Genomic DNA, 19695 nt, shown 5'->3' with positions numbered 1-19695 from the left:
AGACTGACTAGAAAAACGATAAGCTATGTAAGTACTTTTTATAATCGTTGTTTCATAAATTCAATCCACTTTTTAGTCGCATGGCTTAAATATTTATCCCTCTTCCATATAACGCCTAACTCCCAACGCATTGCTGGGTCATCAATTTTTATACTTTTAAAATTACCATCAAGTAAATTCACAATATTCTCTGGTAAGATACTCACACCAAGATGTGCACTTAATAAATTTTCAATAAAGTTCCACTGAGAAATTTTAGAAATTGTATTTGGCACAAATCCTGAATTTTTAGCCGATTCAATAATTTTGTCATTTAAATAGAAATCTTCATTAAATAGTATAAAGTCCTCATCTTTTAACATACTCATATCTACTTGTTCATAATTCGCCAATCTATGCTCTTTATTCAATACGAGTTTCAATTCTTCTTCGTATAGTAACACAGAATGAAAAATGGACTGATCTACTGGAATTGTGGTGATACCAATATCAAGCTCATCTTTAATTAACTGAGTCTCAATCATCTTCCCGCCATTTTCCACTAAATTGTATGTTACATTTGGATATTTCTGATGAAACTCACCAAGTATATGAATAAACTTATTCATGTTCATCACTGCAGATAAACCTATACTGATATGACCTGTTTCTAAACCAAGTAGACTATTAACCTCTCTAGGCAAATCATTATAGAGTGTTAAAATTTCTTTGCTTTTTTGATAAAACACTCTTCCTGCATCAGTCAATGCAAGTTGTCGTTTACTGCGATCGAAAAGTGTCATGTTCAATTCTTTTTCTAAATCTTTTATCGCTTTACTAATTGTTGGCTGAGCAATATATAAAGATTTGGAAGCGTTTGTCATACTATTTTGGTTTACAACTTCAACAAAATACTTCATCTGTTTAATATCCATGCACGTTCTCCTCTACTTGAAACATAATTAATACTTTCCAGTATACGTTTAAATTTCAATATTTCAATATTAACTCGTTACAAAAACGTTAACACACAGACCCTTATTATTTTTAAATACTTATCGAAAACGAACCCATAAACATAAAAAATGCACTCCTAAAAATTGAAACTACATTCAACTTTGGAGCGCATTTATTTTTCAATATATTCGGATAATTTTAATTAATCAGATATATATCTATAAACTGAGTTCATATTATATTATTTACCTTACTACACTGGTGTTAAATACAACTGTTACAAATCAACATGATGACTGATTTTAAAACACAATGCTGTATTATGTTAAGTTCGCTTCTTCTTCTTTTCTATTTTGTTCAATTTCTTCTTCACTTAATCCTATGATTTTAAAACCGATATATCCAAATATAATAGATATGATTGGTACTGTGTAATTTAAAATTGCATAAGGCGCATATTCTATAACAGACACACCTAATGTTGAAGCAATAAATACACCACATGTATTCCATGGTACAAATACAGACGTTAACGTACCGCCATCTTCTAAAGCTCTGGATAAATTTTTAGCATGTAAATTTTTCTTTTTAAATGCCCCAGCGTACATTCTAGATGGGACGATAATGGATATGTATTGTTCGGAACATGTAAAGTTTGTACCAATACATGACACTATTACAGATGCAATTAATGATCCAGTAGTTTTAGCAAATTTTAAAATAACTGAAATTAATGCAGTTAACATGCCTGAATATTCAAGTACGCCACCAAATGTCATTGCGACAAGTGTAAGTGAAATCGTATAGAACATCGATTCTAAACCACCACGGTTAAATAATTCATCAACCAGTGAATTGCCTGATTCAATCGTGTAACCTGTTTGTAGTGCTGTTAACCCCTCTACAATGGAATCACCTTGTATAAACAGTTGCGCGAAGAACCCTAATATAATACCTACGCAAATCGCCGGTATTGCTGGTACTTTGACTACTACAAGTGCGATAACTGCCAATGGTACTATGAGTAACCACGGTGTAATCACAAAACTATCTTGCATCGTAGTCAGTATTTCATCTATATTTTTGGTATCAAAATTTTTATCACCAAAACGTATACCGATAAAGAAAAATGCGACTAGTGATATTACCAAAGCTGGTATCGTCGTAAAAAACATGTGTTGGATATGTTCAAATAAATTAACACCAGACAAACCAGAAGCTAAATTTGTCGTATCAGATAATGGACTCATTTTATCTCCAAAGTAAGCACCACAGATGACTGCGCCTGCAACCATGCCTGGTGATATACCCATGCTCAGGCCAATACCCATAGATGCTACCCCTACTGTCGCCATCGTGGACCAACTACTACCTATAGCTAAAGCCACAATACCACACAGTACAATTACTACGACTAAGAAATATCTCGGGTCGATTAACTGCAGTCCGTAATAAATCATAGTAGCTACTACACCACTACCTATCCACGAACCAATAACTAAACCTACAAGAATAATGATTACAATAGCAGGTAACGCATGTCGAATCCCCTTATACATCATTTCTTCTACTTCGCTAAACGCGTATCCATGTAACATGGTTATAATAATCGCAACTGCCGTACCAATCATTAATGGTATATGAGGCTCTTTTTCAAGCACAGCTACCGTAAATAACATTGAAGTTATCATAATGATTAAAGTAATTAAAGCAGACGTAAGTCCTAATTCTTTCTTTGTCCTAATCTTTTCGCCATTATTTTTAGTTTTCTTATTAAAAATAGTAGGCACCCCCTTTGTTATTTTATATCATACTTAACTTTTTATGCGCTTTCAACAGCGTATTTATTATTTAAAGGTAGTTATTGTCACATTTGTAGTTATTTTATATTATCCAAATCACTTTTTTTATACACATAGGTCACTATTTTTTACAACTCGCTTTTTTTTATAAAATGATACGCCAAATTATATTTCCCGATTTTTATTAAAGGGCATTACTACGTATTAAGAACATTAATATAGAAAAAATGTAACTCCGAGTCGAAGTTACATTTTTTCTATATCTATTTATTCAGTTGAAAATTAATGAAATTGATAACTATGATGGCCTTTAGCAAAACCTTTAGCAGTAAATAACCAAGAGTCCCCACCCATTTCTATATCGTTCGCACTAATAATTAATTGATCTGTGCCAGGAATAAAGGCAGGATGCGTTGATCTCAACATGTGTCCTTGGTCACGTCCTGGTATCAAGATTTGACCTATTGGATAGCCTTTTTTATTAAAAACAAGTACTCTTCCTTGGCCATACATTGCCACATAAAGGTTGTCATCGCTATCAATGCAACAAGAGTCTGGGCCTTCATGTCCTGTGAAGTGATAAGGAATAGAGGCACCAAATGGCGCAATCGTAACACCATCATCCAATAAATCTATTCGATGTAATCGATTTGCATTTGTCTCTGTAACCCACAATGTTTTTTCATCAGTACTTAAGGCCACACCATTGGCCACAGCAAGATTCTGAATAACAGGTGTAATCGTTTTATAATCTGATGACACATAATATACGCCACCTTTAGGGTTTGTAGAATAACCACGGAAATCTGTAAAATAAAATCCACCTTTACTATCAAATACTAAATCGTCAACGCAATATTCAGTATCAATATCTGAAACAATTGGAACTTCTTGTTCTCCTTCTGAATCTACTGCGAAGATGCCTCCTGAGCTTTCAAAATCTCCCAAATAGCAAACAAAAAGCCTTCCATCTTTATGTATTTTAACTGCTGCTGGATTTTGTTTTTGTGATTGAAATAGTGTTGTCACTTTTTTCTCTGGTAAAGCTACGTGAAAGATTGTGCCCCCAAATACTTCACATAAAAGCAGATTCCCATCTTTATCAAAACATAGCCCTTCAAGTTGTAAACCCTCATCAGAGATTTTTAACCATTGTTCTGCCGTAACCGTTTGGATATCCGCTTCATGTGCAAGTATTGGCACAGCTGTACTTGCATTCCCTTTATACGATAATGTCGGAATGTTGTTGTTTTCCATTATTCATACCCCTTTTCTACTTTTTCTTATATCACAAGTATATGATAGTATTTTCTTAAAATAAAATCATAACCGTAGCATTGCGTAATAAAAATAACGTTATAACATTTTAATCAGGGACATCTATTTTTCTTCAGACTAAGCACGCTAAAAAGGGGGAGACATTATTGTGTCTCCCCCTAATATATCCAACTATGATTCAATGATAACTATCAAATTGAAAGTGCTTTATATACGCTACTTCTATTCGTTCTCTCTTAATTGATCTAACAATTGCTGTGCTGTAGCTGTATTGGCTCTTGGCTCATCTTTCAACATATCTGCGACTTGTGCGATTTCTTTACCTTCTGCACCCACGACAATGGCTAATGATTTATACTGTAAGCTCATATGTCCTTTTTGGATGCCTTCTGACACTAATGCACGACAAGCAGCAAAGTTTTGTGCCAAGCCAACAGCAGCAACTACATGTCCAAGTTGTTCAGCGGAATCTACTTTCATTAAATCTAGCGCTGTTTTAGCAATTGGTAACACTTTTGTACCGCCACCGACTGTCGCTAATGTCATAGGAACTTCAATCGTCCCAACTAATGTCTGACGTTGCTCATCATAATGCCATGTTGCTAAGCCACGATACTGCCCATCTTTGCTTGCATATGCATGTGCAGTTGCTTCAACACCACGTGTGTCATTACCTGTTGCTAAGACAACAGCGTGGATGCCATTCATTACACCTTTATTATGCGTCGCTGCACGGTGAATGTCTACTTGAGCTAATACAGAAGCACGTTCCATACGTTTCGCTACTGCTTGTCCATTGCGGCCACCCTTGGATAAAGCGGAAACTTCAATTTCACCTTGCACTTTAACTACAGACGCTGTCGCATGGTTAGATAAAATACTCATTAAAATATCAATATTGTCTAATTCATTTTTTAAATAAGCTGTAATACCTTCTAAAATTGTATTCAGCATGTTCGCGCCCATAGCATCTTTTGTATCTACAAATACTTTTAATGACAATAAGCCTTCCGCTGAAAACGTGTCGATTTCTATGCGGCGGTAGCCCCCGTCTCTTTCTATAATTGAAGGATATACTTCGTCAGCAATTTGTTTGATTTGTGGTTCTAGCTGATTAATTTTTTGTGCAAGTGCCTGTGTATCATTTACGCCATCAAAAACAATTTGGCCAATCATTAAGCGTTCACTAGATACCACTTTGAAACCGCCCGTTTGATTGACAAGTTTAGCGCCATAGCTTGCAGCCGCAACAACTGAAGGTTCTTCTACCATCATTGGCACGACATATGCTTTTTGATCAACAATAATTTCTGGTAGTAATCCTACAGGTAAAGAACCTTGGCCAATCACATTTTCAATTAGACTATTCGCAATCTCTTCAGGAATAAGTGGGTTATTTAGCAATACCGCTTTATTTTCATTACTTAACCAACCTTTTTGAACGAGTTGCTCTAATTTCTCTTCACGAGATAAATGACGAAATGACTTATCTAACGCTTCCATTATTTATTCCCCTTTTCAATTTCTAGTGCTATACCTAAGCCGCCGCCAATACAAGCAGTAGCGATACCACTTTGTTTACCCTCTTGAGACAATACATTCACAAGTGTCGTCACCAAGCGTGTACCAGTTGCACCGATTGGATGACCCAACGCAATCGCACCACCATATAGATTGAGTTTTTCTTCAGCTATGCCTAAATTATCTCGAACAGGAATACTTTGTGATGCAAATGCTTCAGTCATTTCAACAACATCTACATCATCAATATGTTTACCTGTCTTATCTAATAATTTTGTAACTGCATGATAGGGTGCATAACCCATATAATCGGGGTCACAACCTATTTCAGCATGCTCTCCTAGAAGTGCTAAAATTTCATGTCCTTGTTCTTTTGCATAAGCTGCGTCCATTAAGATAATCGTTGAACCACCATCATTAATACTAGAAGCATTACCACCAGTAACTGTGCCATTTTCTTTGAAAATTGTTTTTAAAGTTGCAAGTTTTTCTATACTCGTATTACCACGTATACCTTCATCACTTGTCATCCATTCACCATTTACGTCTTTTAACGGTACAATTTCATTATCAAATTTACCCTCTTCAGTCGCTTGATGTGCTTTTTGATGAGAATCATTTGCAAATTTATCTTGTTGTTCACGTGTCACATCGTATTTCTCAGCTATTTTTTCTGCTGTAATGCCCATTGGCACATTTGAAAAAGCATCTGTTAAACCGTCATGCATAAAGCTTTGAACAGGTGATTCTCCCTCTTTTAAAATAAGTTGTGGTGCGTTCGTCATACTTTCTACGCCACCAACTGCAACTACTTTCGCTTCTCCCAATTGGATCGCTTGTTTACCAAGGATAATTGATTTTAGTCCTGAGCCACAAACTTCATTAATTGTCATAGCTGGCGTTGTATTCGGTACACCTGCATTGATACTAATTTGACGCGCTGGATTTTGTCCACTTCCACTTTGTAACACATTGCCATAAATGACTTGATCTATTGTATTTGGATCCAATTTAATTGCTTCTATCGCTGCTTTTAATGTTTTCTTTCCGAGTTCAACTGCTGAATAATTACTTAACTTCCCTTTAAATCTTCCAATTGGTGTACGTTTTGCACTTACGATTGCTATTTTATTCATTTTCAATCTCCTTTATTTACAGTTAATTTTAAATCATTGTATTTTATAAGCGTGATTTGGTATGATACAGGTGCTTATTTATATATAGAAAGGTGTCGATACGCTTTATGACAATTGGTATTGATCAAATTAATTTTTACGTTCCAAGATTTTATGTAGATATGGCTAAACTTGCAGAATCACGCCAAGTTGACCCAAATAAATTTCTACTTGGCATTGGCCAAAATGAAATGGCAGTTAGTCCAGTAAGCCAAGATATTGTTACAATGGGCGCAAATGCCGCAAAAGACATCGTTACTGATGAAGATAAAAAACAAATCAGTATGGTTATTGTTGCAACAGAATCAGCAATAGATTCTGCGAAAGCTTCAGCAGTACAAATACATAACTTGCTTGGCATTCAACCATTTGCACGTTGTATTGAAATGAAAGAAGCTTGCTATGCTGCAACACCAGCAATTCAATTAGCTAAAGATTATTTAGCGCAACGTCCAGATGAAAAAGTATTAGTTATCGCTAGCGATACTGCACGTTACGGTTTAAACTCTGGTGGCGAACCTACACAAGGTGCAGGTGCAGTTGCTATGATAATATCACAAAACCCACGTATTCTTGAACTAAATGATGACGCAGTTGCCTTCACTGAAGATGTCTATGATTTTTGGCGTCCAAGTGGCCAACCATATCCTCTCGTTGATGGTGCATTATCTAAAGATGCTTACATTCATTCGTTCCAAGAAAGCTGGAATGAATATGCTCGTCGCTACAATAAAACATTAGATAATTTTAAATCATTATGTTTCCACGTACCATTTACTAAAATGGGTAAAAAAGCACTTGACTCAATTTTAACAGATTCTGTTGATGAACAAACAAAAGCGCGCTTAACTTCTGGTTATGAAGATGCTACATATTATAATCGTTATGTAGGTAACATCTATACTGGCTCTTTATACTTAAGTTTGATTTCATTATTAGAAACACATGACCTGTCTGCAGATGATACAATCGGACTATTCAGTTATGGTTCTGGTTCTGTAGGCGAGTTCTTTAGTGGTAAAATTGTAAAAGGCTACCAAGATGCACTTGATATTCAAGGACATAAAGACCTTTTAAACAACCGTACTGAAGTTTCAGTTGAAACATATGAATCTTTCTTCAAACGTTTTGATAATTTAGAATTCGATCACGAAACTGAATTAGCTGATGAGCAAAAGAATATTTTCTATCTTGAAAGTATTAATGATCATATCCGTAATTATAATACCTTAAATTAAATCTGAAATCACTTAATCGTATCATGATTAAGTGATTTCAGATTTAAATTATCATATTTAGCTTATGCCTTTAAATTATGTGCTGAGACGTCTTAACTGAATTTAGATAAATTTATGTATATAAAAAAGCACATTCATCAAAATGAATGTGCTTTCAGAACGTAGACAAACCATTTGCTGTAAAGGCATTTGGTTTATTTTTTTATAAATATAACTTAATTTTAAAAATAAAAGTGGTCTTTCAGACCATTTCTGGCCCTTTTATGAGCCACATTGCCATTTTCTTAAGATTCATGGCAGCACAAATCAGCGTGGTATCCATGGAAACTTTTTTGATACCTCTATATCGTGTCCATCTCATACCATGCTGTTCTTTTGCATCTCCAAATCTTCTTTCAATTGTTTGGCTTCGCAATTTATATTGAGTTTTTATAGTATCAACAAATCTCAAATCTTCAACTATATCTAAATCATTTTGCCATACGTGTCGTCTTATTTGTTTGATAGCATCTTTACTCTCTGTACATTGATTTAACAAAGGACAATGACGGCATTTATTAGGATTGGATACATACAATCTGTGACCTGTTGGCATTGTTCGTTTAAATATCAATGTTTCATCGTTAGGACAAATATAATTATCATAGTATTCATCGTAGATGAAATCCTTAGTTCTAAAATAACCTGGTTTTCCTTTAGGTCTCGTGTAAGGCATTGCTGGGATAATCGTTTTTTCAAGTAAGTAATGCGCGTTAAAAGGTGTTTTGTATCCAGAATCAACAGCTAATGTGATGGGCAACATATTTTTCACTTCTAATCTTTCAATCATTGTTTTGAGTTGTGTACTATCATGAACATTACCAGGTGTCACGTGTTTATCTATGATAAAGCCGTTTCTATCTACGCAAGCATGTAAGCTATAAGCAAATTGTTTTTCGCGTTCTCCTTTTACATAGTAACCAGAGTCTGGATCAGTCGTACTTATTTTTTTACTTTTGTATTCCTTCTTCTTTTTCTTTTTTATAGGCTTTTTTCCTTGAGTTAATCTTTGTTCATTAATTTCATTATCTAATTCTTCTTGGAAATGAAGAGAATCTTTTTTCACTAATTCAGTTATATATTTATTTTTATTTGCGTTTGCCTTTATATGTGTTGAATCAATGAATAAAGATGTATGATCTATTAAATTATTTTTGATTGCGATTTTAAGAATTCTTTCAAATATTTGTTCAAATAAATCTGTATCATGAAAACGACGTGTATAGTTTTTACTAAATGTACCGAAATGAGGTACTTTATCTAAAAAGCTATAACCTAAATACCAACGGTAAGCTACGTTCGTTTCTATTTCTTTTATCGTTTGTCTCATTGACTTTATTCCAAATAATCTTTGAATAAGTAATATCTTAACTAAAATTACAGGATCAATTGATGGTCTTCCATTATCAAGACAATATTTGTCTTCGACAAGTTCATAAATGAAATTTAAATCCAATATATTATCTACTCTACGTAATAAGTGATTACTAGGAACTAATTCCGATATTGAAATCATTTCATATTGATCTCTTTTATCGATTGATTTATTCAACATTACAAACACCACCACTGTTTAATTTAAATATATTATATTATTTTTGTTTAAAAAACGGCAGTAATTTGTGCCGACTCCTGCGGGAAAAGCACTAGCCGAAGACTACAGGCTGAGGCTGTGCCCGCGGAAAGCGTGCACAAAAAAGTGCCAACAAAGTCGGAGACTTTGTCGACACTCTGAAAGCACATTCATCAAAATGAATGTGCTTTTCTTTTTATTCAATAAACAAAATCAGAGGAGATATTTGTCAATTTACGACTGTATCTCCTCTGTTTTATGTACGTATCATGTTATAACGTAATTATTTTTCTGCTTGTTGTTGTTGTTCTTGTTCAATCTTACGAGTATATGCTTCGTATCGCTCTTTATTGGGCTGTAATGTCAAACCTAGATATTTCCGTTCTTTGTTTGCATCTTTATATAAAGCAATCATCATTAATATCACTACAAAACTAAACGGCAGTGCGGATATAATGGCAGCTGATTGTAAGGCGTCTAAACCAGTATCCCCACCAGCTAATAATAAGACATATGCAATAGCTGCTAATGCTAAGCCCCAGACAATTTTAACAAAACCTGAAGGGTTTAACGTACCATGTGCAGTCTGCATACCTAATACATAAGTCGCTGAATCTGCAGAGGTAATAAAGAATGATGCAATAAGCGCTAAAGCAATGATTGAAAGGATAAACCCAAAGGGTAACTCATTAAAGATTCCAAAGAGTTGAGTCTCAGGCGGCATTTCAAATATTTTAGAGTGTGATTGACCCACTGTGATACCTGTTACACCAAAAGCACTGAACCATATAATACTGATTACTGTAGGTACACCTAATACTGCAATAATAAATTCTCTAATACTACGTCCTTTTGAAATTCGAGCGATAAATATACCAACGAATGGACTCCAACTCAACCACCAACCCCAATAATATATCGTCCAAGATTGTAACCAAGTCGCCTTTTGTTCGTTTAATGGAGCAACATCAAAACTGTTAAATACAATGGTATTTAAATAGTCTCCTGTACTGCTTGTCATCATATTTAAAATGAGTAGTGTTGGTCCCACTATAAAAACGATTACAAGTAGTAAGCCTGCTAATACCATATTTAAATTACTTAAATATTGGATACCTTTACTTAAACCACTCCACGCACTATATAAAAATAAGACAGTAACCACTGCAATAATAATACCTTGAACTAATGAATTAGCTGGTATGCCAAATAAATAATTTAGACCACCGTTAATTTGAATCGCACCTATACCTAACGAAACCGCAACACCAATTACTGTTGCAAAAACTGCTAATACATCAACAAAAGTTCCAATAGGTCCATCTACTTTATCCCCTAAGATAGGACGCAACGTTTTTGAAATTAGACCATTTTCTCCTTTACGAAACTGGGAATACGCTAGTGCTAACGCAACAATACCGTACACAGCCCAAGGATGAAAACCGTAATCCATTAACGTGCCTTGAAATGCTTCACCCATTGCAGCTTTCGTTTCTGGATCTGCTGTTGGTGGCGCTAAATAATGTGAAATAGGTTCTGACGCGCCATAAAATACTAAACCTATCCCCATACCTGCACTAAATAACATTGCTAACCATGACACCGTATGAAACTCAGGTTTGTCAGATGGCTTACCTAGCTTTAATTTACCGATTGGGCTAAATGCTAGAAACACACAAAAGCCTAATATTACAGTATATAACAACATATAATACCAACCGAATGTATCTGAAACCCAAGTAGACACACTACCTGTAATACTCCCAAATTGTTGTGGGAAAATTGCGCCAACCAAAACAAGTAATCCTATGATGGCAGCTGAATATATAAATACACTTGAAAATTGTTTTTTCTCTTTTGGCAAAATGCTCACCATCCCTTAAATTTTTAGCAAAGACGTGTAATAGAATACCATACTGAGTTAAATTATCAACTTAGTTAGAGATTTTTTACAACTTACAAGCGTATTTAAGAGTGGTTTTTGAAAAAAATAATTTACTTCTCAATACCACGGGCTCAAGGCTTCGTACTGTATTTCGGTCTATAAAATGCATCCATATCCATTTTTTCTAATTTAAGTAACTCGATTTTGGTATCAATGCCGCCACCATAACCTGTTAAGCTACCATCTTTACCAACAACTCTATGACAGGGAATGATAATTGAAATTGGATTGTTGCCTACTGCACCACCCACTGCTTGTGACGACATTTGGGTTTTACCTCTTTTTTTCCCTATTATTTGTGCGATTTCTCCATAAGTTACTGTCTTGCCATAGGGTATTTCTAAAAGTGCTGCCCAGACTTGTTCACGAAATTCCGTACCTGACGCTTTTAAAGGAAAATCAATTTCCGGAATATTTCCTGAGAAATACGCGTCTAACCAACGTTCTACTTTATCAAAGATCGGTTGTTCTGTTTCAACTAACTTATCATCATATTTTAATTCGAAATCGGTTTGATTGGGTAGCCACAAGCCAGTGATATGCTCTCCGTCAGATGTTATTGCAATGCGTCCGATAGGTGCTTGATAGTATCTTTTATAATGCATGATGCTCCCCTCTTTCTGTCCTTCTGAATTTGTTTTATCATAAATCTTTCTTGGTTTTATGTAAACCATTAAGGGAATGAGTAAGACAACTCAAGATATGTATGGGAGGCCTTTTCTATGTCTAAATCAAATCAACAAAACCCTATTAATAAAAGTGCTGATTTAAATTTTAATACACCTCAAAGATCTGAACGTCTCACAATGATTTATAAGGCACTATACCAATTAAACGATGTTGTTCTTGGCATCATATTCTTAATAGGTAGTTTTTTATTTTTTAGTGATTCTACTGTCACATTAGGTACAATACTGTTTGTAATCGGTAGTGTACAGATGACGGTTAGACCGCTTATTGCATTGTCGCATGATCTACATTTGGCACATAAATATAAAAAATCAGAAATGCATGATGAATAGTGTATTTTATCATTCAACATAACAAAGACCATTGCAACGATAACGTTACAATGGTCTTTAATTTTAATATTTACGTATTTATTTTACGTGTTGGTATGATTAATGCACTTGCTAGAACACCACAACCAACGATACAAGCACCAACGATAAAACCTGTTGTTGCCGCTGTATGTACGCTTTGTCCGCTTTGCGTAATCGCTGTGTAAATAGAAGTCATAATCGCAATACCAAAGGCGCCACCAAGTGTTGAGCCCATTTTAAATATACCAGAAGCGACGCCCACTTTTTCTGGTGGTGTAGTTGAAACTGCAGTGCTCAATGCAGGTGTTGCAAAGAGACCTGTACCCCCACCAAAAAAGACTGATGCAATTAACGCTACAACGATATATCCTGAGGTACCAAAGAACGTTAAACTAAATAATAATATACCTATTGCTGTAAATATTGGTCCGATAACCAACGCACGTTTCGCACCAAATCTTTTAATACTCTTTTCACCTAAACGCACAACAATAAGAAGTGTAATTAAGTACGGTAAAGTAAGTAAACCTGCCTGGAACGCACTAAATTTCAATCCACCTTGCGCATACATATTAAATAAAGCAATGACGCCAACGCCTGTGTTAAGTAAGAAGTTTGCAAGTACTGCGCCTATATAAGGTTTGTTTTTAAATAATTCCAAATCGATAAACGGCACTTTTTTGCCACGTTCTACTTTGAAGAACATAAATACACATATGATAAAGACAGCTAATAATACTAATGTCGGTGTACTCAGCCACCCCATTTTATACCCTTGCGTAATGACAAAACTAATACTCGCGATCATAATCACAAATATTGTCAGTCCAACATAATCAAAACGATTTGTTTTGTCTTTAATTAATTCACTTTCTGGTAAATGTTTTAATAACATCATCGCTACAAGCGATAATATAATCGACAAAATAAAAATAGATTGCCATGATATAAACGTTGCCATCGCTCCTGCAAAGAAGGATGATAAACCTGTACCACCAAACGCACCAATTGACCAAAAACTCAATGCTTTTTGTCTTTCGTCCCCTTCAAAAAAGTCATTGACGATGGAAATCGTCGCTGGCATGATAATTGCTGCTGATAAACCTTGCACAACTCTACCTAGAATCAGTAATACAACGTTACCTGAGACGATAAGCATAAGTGAACCAACGATACTTAGTATGAGTGCAATACGTGTCATCTTTACCTTACCAAATTTATCTGAAATATTACCAGCTACTACCATAAACACACCGGTAACAAATGACGTTAAACTTATAGAAATATTGACTATACCTGGACTAGCTCCAAAAGTTGACTGGATTTGAGGGCCAATATTTAAAAATGATTGGGCAAATAACCAATAAGTTAATATTGATAATACAATACCCGTCAACAATTTACCCCCTGAAATTTGTTTCATTTTTTCTACCATAAAAGCATCCCCTATGTTTGTTAATAATATAAAGTTAGAATTTCAAAAGACACTTGTATTCGTATTTTACAAATGAGATTATTACACATTTTAGTGCACGATGATTTCTTTTAAAATTTCTTACACTTTAAATATTATCATTAATTAAACATAAAGGTCAGAATTTACATGCCGTTATTTTGAATTTTCTGATAACTAATGACTATAATTTGTCATATTTTCGTGGGTATATTAACTAAAATAATTTTTTTACCGCTTTATTAAAGTATTTTTTAAAATACATTTTCTGATGTAGCCCTTTACTACTTGTAACGAAGTGAAATGACATTTGTTCAGAAATTAAGAGTTCATTTAAAATGTCTACGCCTTGCTCAGTTTGAGCTAAGATATTGGTATTGATATCTGGATGTTGCTCATCTTCAAGCATGCCAATGTACCAGTAAACATGTTCTTCTGCTTTAATAATATGTTGTTGCTTCATAAATGTTAGAAAGCCTGGATACCATATTGAAGGTGAAAGCAGTATATATGTGCCAAAAGCATCAGGTTTCTTGAATAAAGCATAAAGCGCAACTAATCCACCTAGTGACGCCCCAGCAATACTTATATCCCTACGTTGTTCAGATATATGGAAACATTTTTTTAAATAAGGCAACAATTCATCAGAAATCCATAAGATATAATCATCCGCTGCTCTATAAAATGCTTCATCCTTAACTACATCTTGCCAAGGCGCATAAATTGTATCATCATCATTTGGCAGTAACCCAACAAATATGACTTCTCGTTCAATATCCTTAAATAAATCATCGCTATCTTGAACAACGACTAAAGGATATGGACCAGCTTTACGCTTAAAATATCCTTTAGGTAATTTCACTTTAATATCATGGTGTTGAAAACGAATATTGAAATTTCTTATATTCATAGCAATCAACCCTCTTCCTATTCACCGCTTTGACCTCAGGTGATTTTATAGAAAATTATATAATTCGACATCATTTTCTTTCGCATATTCTAAAGCAAGTATTTCCAAGATATTAATGAGTGCTGGGTTACCTTTAACTTTAATATATTGGAATTTCAAATTATGTTCTTCAGCTTTAATATTTTTTAATTCTGATTCATCTAAATTTTGTTGTGCTACATAGGCTTTTCTAAATTTTGCTGTACCAGCATCTGATTTCACATTGAATTGTGCCAGCTTATCATTTAAATCTTTTTGAGTAAGTTTATATCCCGTCATAAATCCACCTGCTTGTCCTACATATAATGGTTTTTTATTTTTAAAGATAACAAAAATACCTTTTTGTTCTTGGACTGCACTTCTACTTTCTTTATCAAATGTAAGTGCCTTTGACTTATCATATTTGAATAATTTTTTTAATGGCTTATTATAATCTTCAAGCAATTCACTTAATTTTTTATCCGCATTCATTTTAATCATCCTTTTTCATTTTTTTTATTATTCTATATATACACTTTAATGTGACTACATAAACTACATGTAAAATAAGAATAAAATCATAGGCGCACAAAAATAAAGGTTGTAGCCCAGTATAATAAGCTACAACCTTTATTTGATGTTTTAATAATTTATTTTAAGTAATTGAATACCGTAACGCCTACTGCTTCAGCTGCTACGCGTAATGATTTTTCACTGATATCAAATTTAGGATGGTGATGAGGATGAATGTCACCGTTGTCAGGGGCAGCACCCGCATAAATAAATGTGCTAGGTATAGCTTTAGCATAATATGCAAAATCTTCAGATGGTGGTTGTGCTTCACATCTTTCTATACCTTTAATCGCATCTGTATCAGCATTTTCAATAGATTCTGCAACAAATTTTGTGAACTCTGGATCATTGTATAATGCAGGATAATCATCATTATATTCTAATTCGCATGTCACACCAAACATTGCCTCTAAGCCTTCAGTTAAACGTTTAACCTCTTTTTTAATCGTATGTTTGGTATCATCAGTCAAAGCACGTACATCGCCTTCTACTTCAATACTATCTTTAATCACATTAAATTGTCCTTTGCCATCAAATGAACCAATCGTTACGACGCCCGTTTCAAAAGGATTTAAGCGTCTCGAAACAATCGTTTGTAAAGCATTAACAAAATATGCACCAGCTACTATACTGTCGTTTGCCGTATGTGGTGAAGAACCATGTCCTCCTTGCCCATTCACTTTAAGTTTAAAGAAATCTCTACCTGTTTGTACATTGCCTTCACGATAATATACGTTACCAGATGGCATATGACTCATCACATGGACGCCTAATACATGGTCGACTCCATCTAAGACACCATCTTTAATCATCGCTTGTGCACCGCCTGGAGGCACTTCTTCAGCAGGTTGATGAATAACAACAACTTTACCTTTAAATTGATCCTTCAGTTCGATAAGTGTTTCAGCAAGAATTAACATGTATGCTGTATGTGCATCATGACCACAAGCATGCATCACGCCTTCATTTTTTGAAGCAAATGCTAACCCCGTGTCCTCTTGAATTGGTAGAGCATCAAAATCAGCACGTATTGCTATCGTCTTACCAGGTTTCCCACTATCGATTGTCACCTTCAAACCATTCGGACCTACATTCGTTTCCACTTCACAATCTTTATCTTTATAAAAATCTTCAATATACTTAGGCGTTTCTTCTTCGTGGAAAGATAACTCAGGATATTGATGAAGATAGCGGCGTATCTCAATCATTCGGTTTTCTTTCTCTTTCAATATATCTATTAATTGTTTCACCATGACAATTCCTCCTATATTAAATATATTTAACTTATTTATATTATATACTTTTTGAGTGTAATTTATGTGTTAGACCCTTTGGTAAATGACGTAGATGTGATGCTTCTTTAAATGATAGAAGCATAATCAATATAATCATCAACAATAAAAATATCACCTTTCTGGTATCCATATATTTCATTCTATTTCCATACCGTCAATCTACTTCTCAGCACTAACACAAAGCGTAATCCATCCTTTATGCTGCTGTTACATTGTTTGGTTCATTAAAAATTAAAAAATAAAAATCCGGCTATAATCTATGCTATTTTATTGATCTTTGGACAAAAAAACTGCCAACAAAATCCGGGATTTTGTTGGCAGTAAGAGATGCTCTTAATAATTAAGCATCTTAATATAATTAAACTTATTTTTTATTAATCGTTTTCTCGATTAATTCATTCAACTTGTTAATGTTTTTACTTTGTTGTGCTAACAGTGACATAACGTCTTCATCTTTGTTTTCTGTACTTGATGTTGTATGACGTTCTGTACTGTTATCTACATTGTTAGCATCATTATTATCGCTGTAATAATGCGGTTGTTTTTTACCTGCTTGATAGTCTTCTAATGCTTGATATAAGAAATCTGTCTGCGCCGTTTGTTGCGCAATCTCGTCATATAACATTTTAGTTTTTCTATCAACTGGAATTTCATTGTTATTTTTAGTTGTTGTAGTTGATTGTTGGTGAATGTTGAATGTACGATCATAACTTTCTTTTGATGCGCTGAATTTTTGAGCAGGCATCATACTTTGTAATTCATGACCTTCAATATCTACACTTGGTAAAATTCTGTTTAACCACGCTGGCATATACCAAGATGCTTTACCAAACAACTGTGTAAGTGCAGGTATCAATAGTAAACGCACGATAAATGCATCGAATAACACACCGAAACCGAGTGCTATACCCATTGATTTAATCATCACGTCATCTTGGAAGACAAATGCGATGAACACACTGAACATAATCAATGCTGCAGCTACCACAACTGGGCCACTTTCTTTAATACCTACTTTGATAGCATGTTCATTGTTTCGTGTCTTACTGTATTCTTCATGAATACGTGACATTAGGAACACTTCATAATCCATTGCGAGACCAAATAATAAACCGATTGTTATCACTGGTAAGAATGCGAGTAATGGTCCTGTAGTGTCAACACCAAATAGACCAGACATAAATCCTTCTTGCATAATTAATGTCGTAAAGCCAAGTGTTGCTACTAATGATAATACAAACCCTAGTACTGCTTTCAATGGAATAATGATTGAGCGGAATACTACCATTAATAGAATAAATGCTAACGCTACAATGACACTCGCAAATAATGGAATTGCTTCATTTAATTTTTGAGACATATCAATGTTGATTACACTTTGACCAGAGACTTCTGTTTTGAAATCATATTTATCTTTTGCATCATCATTATAATCTCTTAAATCATGGACTAAATCATTGGTAGATTGCGCGTTAGGTCCTTTTTCAGGAATTACAGCAACTAAGGCATAATCTTTACTATCACTTAGTTGTGGAGGCGTCGCCATATCCACGTTATCCATATCATTAATATCTTTTGTCATATCTTGTAAATCTTTTTGTAATGCTTGAGGATCATCTTTCTTATCTTTAACATTCACAAGCATAGCAATTTGACCATTATAGCCTTCGCCAAATTTGTCAGAAATAATATCATATGCTTTTTTCTGTGTTGTATCTTCCGATTTCATACCATCGTCTGGAATGCCTAAGCGCATATCACTAATTGGAATTGCTGCTACTACTAAAATAATAAGACCAATTAAGACTGCAGCTAAAGGTTTACCTACAACAAATTTTGACCAAGCTGTATCAACATCGCCTTCAAATTCTGATTTACTTTGTTTAGGCTTAATACTCTTATGGAAAATACTGATTATTGCAGGTAATAATGTTAATGCACTAATTACCGCTACTAATACGCTAATAGCTGATGCATAACCCATGACTGCTAAGAAGTCTATGCCAACGAGTGCTAACCCACAAACTGCAATAATTACAGTTACACCAGCAAAGATAACAGCACTACCTGCTGTGCCTACAGCTAAACCGATAGCTTTAATATGATCTGGTTCTGTCTTCACTATTTGACGATATCTAAATAGTATAAACAGTGCGTAATCTATACCTACTGCAAGTCCAATCATAACGGCTAACGTCAATGTAACGTTTGGAATATCAAACGCGTAAGTAAGTAATGAAATAATTCCTACACCTGTACCTAAGCCAAGTAATGCACTAATGATTGGCATACCTGCAGCAATAAATGAGCCAAAAGTAATTAATAGTACGACGAATGCTACGATAATGCCTATTACTTCTGAAGCACCACCAATTTCAGTAGATTCCATGCCTGTACCCATTAATTCAGCTTGTACGTTATGTTTGTCTTCTAATTTTTCAACTTCATCTTTCACATTATCTTTAGAATCTGCTTTTAAAGCTGTAGCAGACACATCATAATTGACATCTGCAAAAGCAGTTGTTTTATCTTTACTTATTTGTTTATTATCATAAGGATCTGAAACATTCTTGATATCATCATCATTGTCTTTGATGTCATTCAATGTGTCTTTGATATCTTTAGTCATGTCTTCCTTAACTATGCCGTTCTCAGAATCGCTTTTAAATACAATCCTTATTTGAGCTTTTTCACTATCCTGGTTAAATTCATCTTCAATTTTTTTGTTAGTATCGAGTGACTCTAAACCATTCATAGTGATGTCATTATCAAATTTAGGTGAACTTATTGTAAGCGGTATAATAATTGCTACGAGTAAAACGACCCATGCAACTACACTCCACCATTTATGTTTTGCAATAAACGAACCTAATTTATACAAAAACTTTGCCAAACT

At 34.4% G+C, this 19695-nt stretch carries 15 protein-coding genes; 2 read left to right on the top strand and 13 right to left on the bottom strand.

Translation table 11 applies throughout. The features are described 5' to 3' along the window. Positions 1-38 precede the first annotated feature (38 nt). From cidR to ACP3TL_RS13850, 5 genes are all read right to left on the bottom strand, one after another. Complete coding sequence (cidR, locus tag ACP3TL_RS13870; protein WP_069832828.1) at positions 39-914, bottom strand: cidABC operon transcriptional activator CidR; 876 nt, start codon at positions 912-914, stop codon at positions 39-41. Between the two features lie 342 nt (positions 915-1256). After that, the gene (gene nhaC, locus ACP3TL_RS13865) at positions 1257-2726 is read right to left on the bottom strand and encodes a Na+/H+ antiporter NhaC (protein ID WP_069832827.1); all 1470 of its coding nucleotides are present in this window, start codon (positions 2724-2726) and stop codon (positions 1257-1259) included. Between the two features lie 294 nt (positions 2727-3020). After that, complete coding sequence (locus ACP3TL_RS13860) at positions 3021-3995, bottom strand: SMP-30/gluconolactonase/LRE family protein (RefSeq protein WP_069832826.1); 975 nt, start codon at positions 3993-3995, stop codon at positions 3021-3023. A gap of 243 nt (positions 3996-4238) precedes the next feature. Next, complete coding sequence (locus ACP3TL_RS13855; RefSeq protein ID WP_069832825.1) at positions 4239-5519, bottom strand: hydroxymethylglutaryl-CoA reductase, degradative; 1281 nt, start codon at positions 5517-5519, stop codon at positions 4239-4241. After that, the gene (locus tag ACP3TL_RS13850) at positions 5519-6673 is read right to left on the bottom strand and encodes a thiolase family protein (RefSeq protein WP_069832824.1); all 1155 of its coding nucleotides are present in this window, start codon (positions 6671-6673) and stop codon (positions 5519-5521) included. The genes ACP3TL_RS13855 and ACP3TL_RS13850 overlap by 1 nt, the downstream gene beginning before the upstream one ends. A 107-nt stretch (positions 6674-6780) precedes the next feature. Between ACP3TL_RS13850 and ACP3TL_RS13845 the strand changes: the two genes are divergently transcribed. Then, positions 6781-7950: a hydroxymethylglutaryl-CoA synthase gene (locus ACP3TL_RS13845; protein WP_069818237.1), complete on the top strand. Its 1170-nt coding sequence runs from the start codon at positions 6781-6783 to the stop codon at positions 7948-7950. Between the two features lie 241 nt (positions 7951-8191). On the opposite strand, the gene ACP3TL_RS13840 is transcribed toward ACP3TL_RS13845, so the two are convergent. From ACP3TL_RS13840 to ACP3TL_RS13830, 3 genes are all read right to left on the bottom strand, one after another. Then, on the bottom strand, positions 8192-9544 hold the full coding sequence (locus ACP3TL_RS13840) for an IS1182 family transposase (protein WP_277575647.1): 1353 nt from the start codon (positions 9542-9544) through the stop codon (positions 8192-8194). A 301-nt stretch (positions 9545-9845) separates the two neighbouring features. Further along, complete coding sequence (locus tag ACP3TL_RS13835) at positions 9846-11438, bottom strand: BCCT family transporter (protein WP_176722999.1); 1593 nt, start codon at positions 11436-11438, stop codon at positions 9846-9848. A 140-nt stretch (positions 11439-11578) separates the two neighbouring features. Continuing rightward, complete coding sequence (locus ACP3TL_RS13830) at positions 11579-12112, bottom strand: methylated-DNA--[protein]-cysteine S-methyltransferase (RefSeq protein ID WP_069818177.1); 534 nt, start codon at positions 12110-12112, stop codon at positions 11579-11581. Between the two features lie 117 nt (positions 12113-12229). Here ACP3TL_RS13830 and ACP3TL_RS13825 point away from each other — a divergent pair, with 117 nt between their 5' ends. Continuing rightward, a complete protein-coding gene (locus ACP3TL_RS13825; protein ID WP_069818176.1) occupies positions 12230-12529 on the top strand; it encodes a YrhK family protein in 300 nt (99 codons plus the stop codon). 70 nt (positions 12530-12599) lie between these two features. On the opposite strand, the gene ACP3TL_RS13820 is transcribed toward ACP3TL_RS13825, so the two are convergent. The 5 genes from ACP3TL_RS13820 to ACP3TL_RS13800 all read right to left on the bottom strand — a co-directional run bounded on the left by ACP3TL_RS13820 (position 12600) and on the right by ACP3TL_RS13800 (position 19692). Next, positions 12600-13985, bottom strand: coding sequence for an MFS transporter (locus tag ACP3TL_RS13820; protein WP_285325730.1), 1386 nt, complete (start codon positions 13983-13985; stop codon positions 12600-12602). Between the two features lie 235 nt (positions 13986-14220). Beyond that, a complete protein-coding gene (locus ACP3TL_RS13815) occupies positions 14221-14913 on the bottom strand; it encodes an alpha/beta hydrolase (protein ID WP_069833187.1) in 693 nt (230 codons plus the stop codon). Between the two features lie 45 nt (positions 14914-14958). Continuing rightward, entirely contained in the window at positions 14959-15423 is a 465-nt protein-coding gene (locus ACP3TL_RS13810) for a hypothetical protein (RefSeq protein WP_069818173.1), read from the bottom strand. 158 nt (positions 15424-15581) lie between these two features. Next, the gene (locus ACP3TL_RS13805) at positions 15582-16757 is read right to left on the bottom strand and encodes a M20 family metallopeptidase (protein ID WP_069833186.1); all 1176 of its coding nucleotides are present in this window, start codon (positions 16755-16757) and stop codon (positions 15582-15584) included. 406 nt (positions 16758-17163) lie between these two features. Next, positions 17164-19692 (bottom strand): MMPL family transporter, encoded by a 2529-nt coding sequence (locus tag ACP3TL_RS13800; RefSeq protein WP_069818171.1) that lies wholly within the window; start codon positions 19690-19692, stop codon positions 17164-17166. Between the last annotated feature and the right edge of the window lie 3 nt (positions 19693-19695).

The sequence above is a fragment of the Staphylococcus caseorum genome, assembly GCF_049943195.1.
Taxonomy (GTDB): Bacteria; Bacillota; Bacilli; order Staphylococcales; family Staphylococcaceae; genus Staphylococcus; species Staphylococcus equorum_A.
The sequence above is the reverse complement of the archived record's forward strand: the minus strand, read 5'-3'. Positions and strand labels throughout refer to the sequence as shown.

Coding starts and splice junctions, on each gene's coding strand:
- ACP3TL_RS13825 (WP_069818176.1), top strand. CDS start 12,230: ATGTCTAAATCAAATCAACAAAACCCTATTAATAAAAGTGCTGATTTA.
- ACP3TL_RS13815 (WP_069833187.1), bottom strand. CDS start 14,913: ATGAATATAAGAAATTTCAATATTCGTTTTCAACACCATGATATTAAA.
- ACP3TL_RS13845 (WP_069818237.1), top strand. CDS start 6,781: ATGACAATTGGTATTGATCAAATTAATTTTTACGTTCCAAGATTTTAT.
- ACP3TL_RS13820 (WP_285325730.1), bottom strand. CDS start 13,985: ATGGTAGAAAAAATGAAACAAATTTCAGGGGGTAAATTGTTGACGGGT.
- ACP3TL_RS13850 (WP_069832824.1), bottom strand. CDS start 6,673: ATGAATAAAATAGCAATCGTAAGTGCAAAACGTACACCAATTGGAAGA.
- cidR (WP_069832828.1), bottom strand. CDS start 914: ATGGATATTAAACAGATGAAGTATTTTGTTGAAGTTGTAAACCAAAAT.
- ACP3TL_RS13830 (WP_069818177.1), bottom strand. CDS start 12,112: ATGCATTATAAAAGATACTATCAAGCACCTATCGGACGCATTGCAATA.
- ACP3TL_RS13860 (WP_069832826.1), bottom strand. CDS start 3,995: ATGGAAAACAACAACATTCCGACATTATCGTATAAAGGGAATGCAAGT.
- ACP3TL_RS13840 (WP_277575647.1), bottom strand. CDS start 9,544: ATGTTGAATAAATCAATCGATAAAAGAGATCAATATGAAATGATTTCA.
- ACP3TL_RS13810 (WP_069818173.1), bottom strand. CDS start 15,423: ATGAATGCGGATAAAAAATTAAGTGAATTGCTTGAAGATTATAATAAG.
- ACP3TL_RS13855 (WP_069832825.1), bottom strand. CDS start 5,519: ATGGAAGCGTTAGATAAGTCATTTCGTCATTTATCTCGTGAAGAGAAA.
- ACP3TL_RS13835 (WP_176722999.1), bottom strand. CDS start 11,438: ATGGTGAGCATTTTGCCAAAAGAGAAAAAACAATTTTCAAGTGTATTT.
- ACP3TL_RS13805 (WP_069833186.1), bottom strand. CDS start 16,757: ATGGTGAAACAATTAATAGATATATTGAAAGAGAAAGAAAACCGAATG.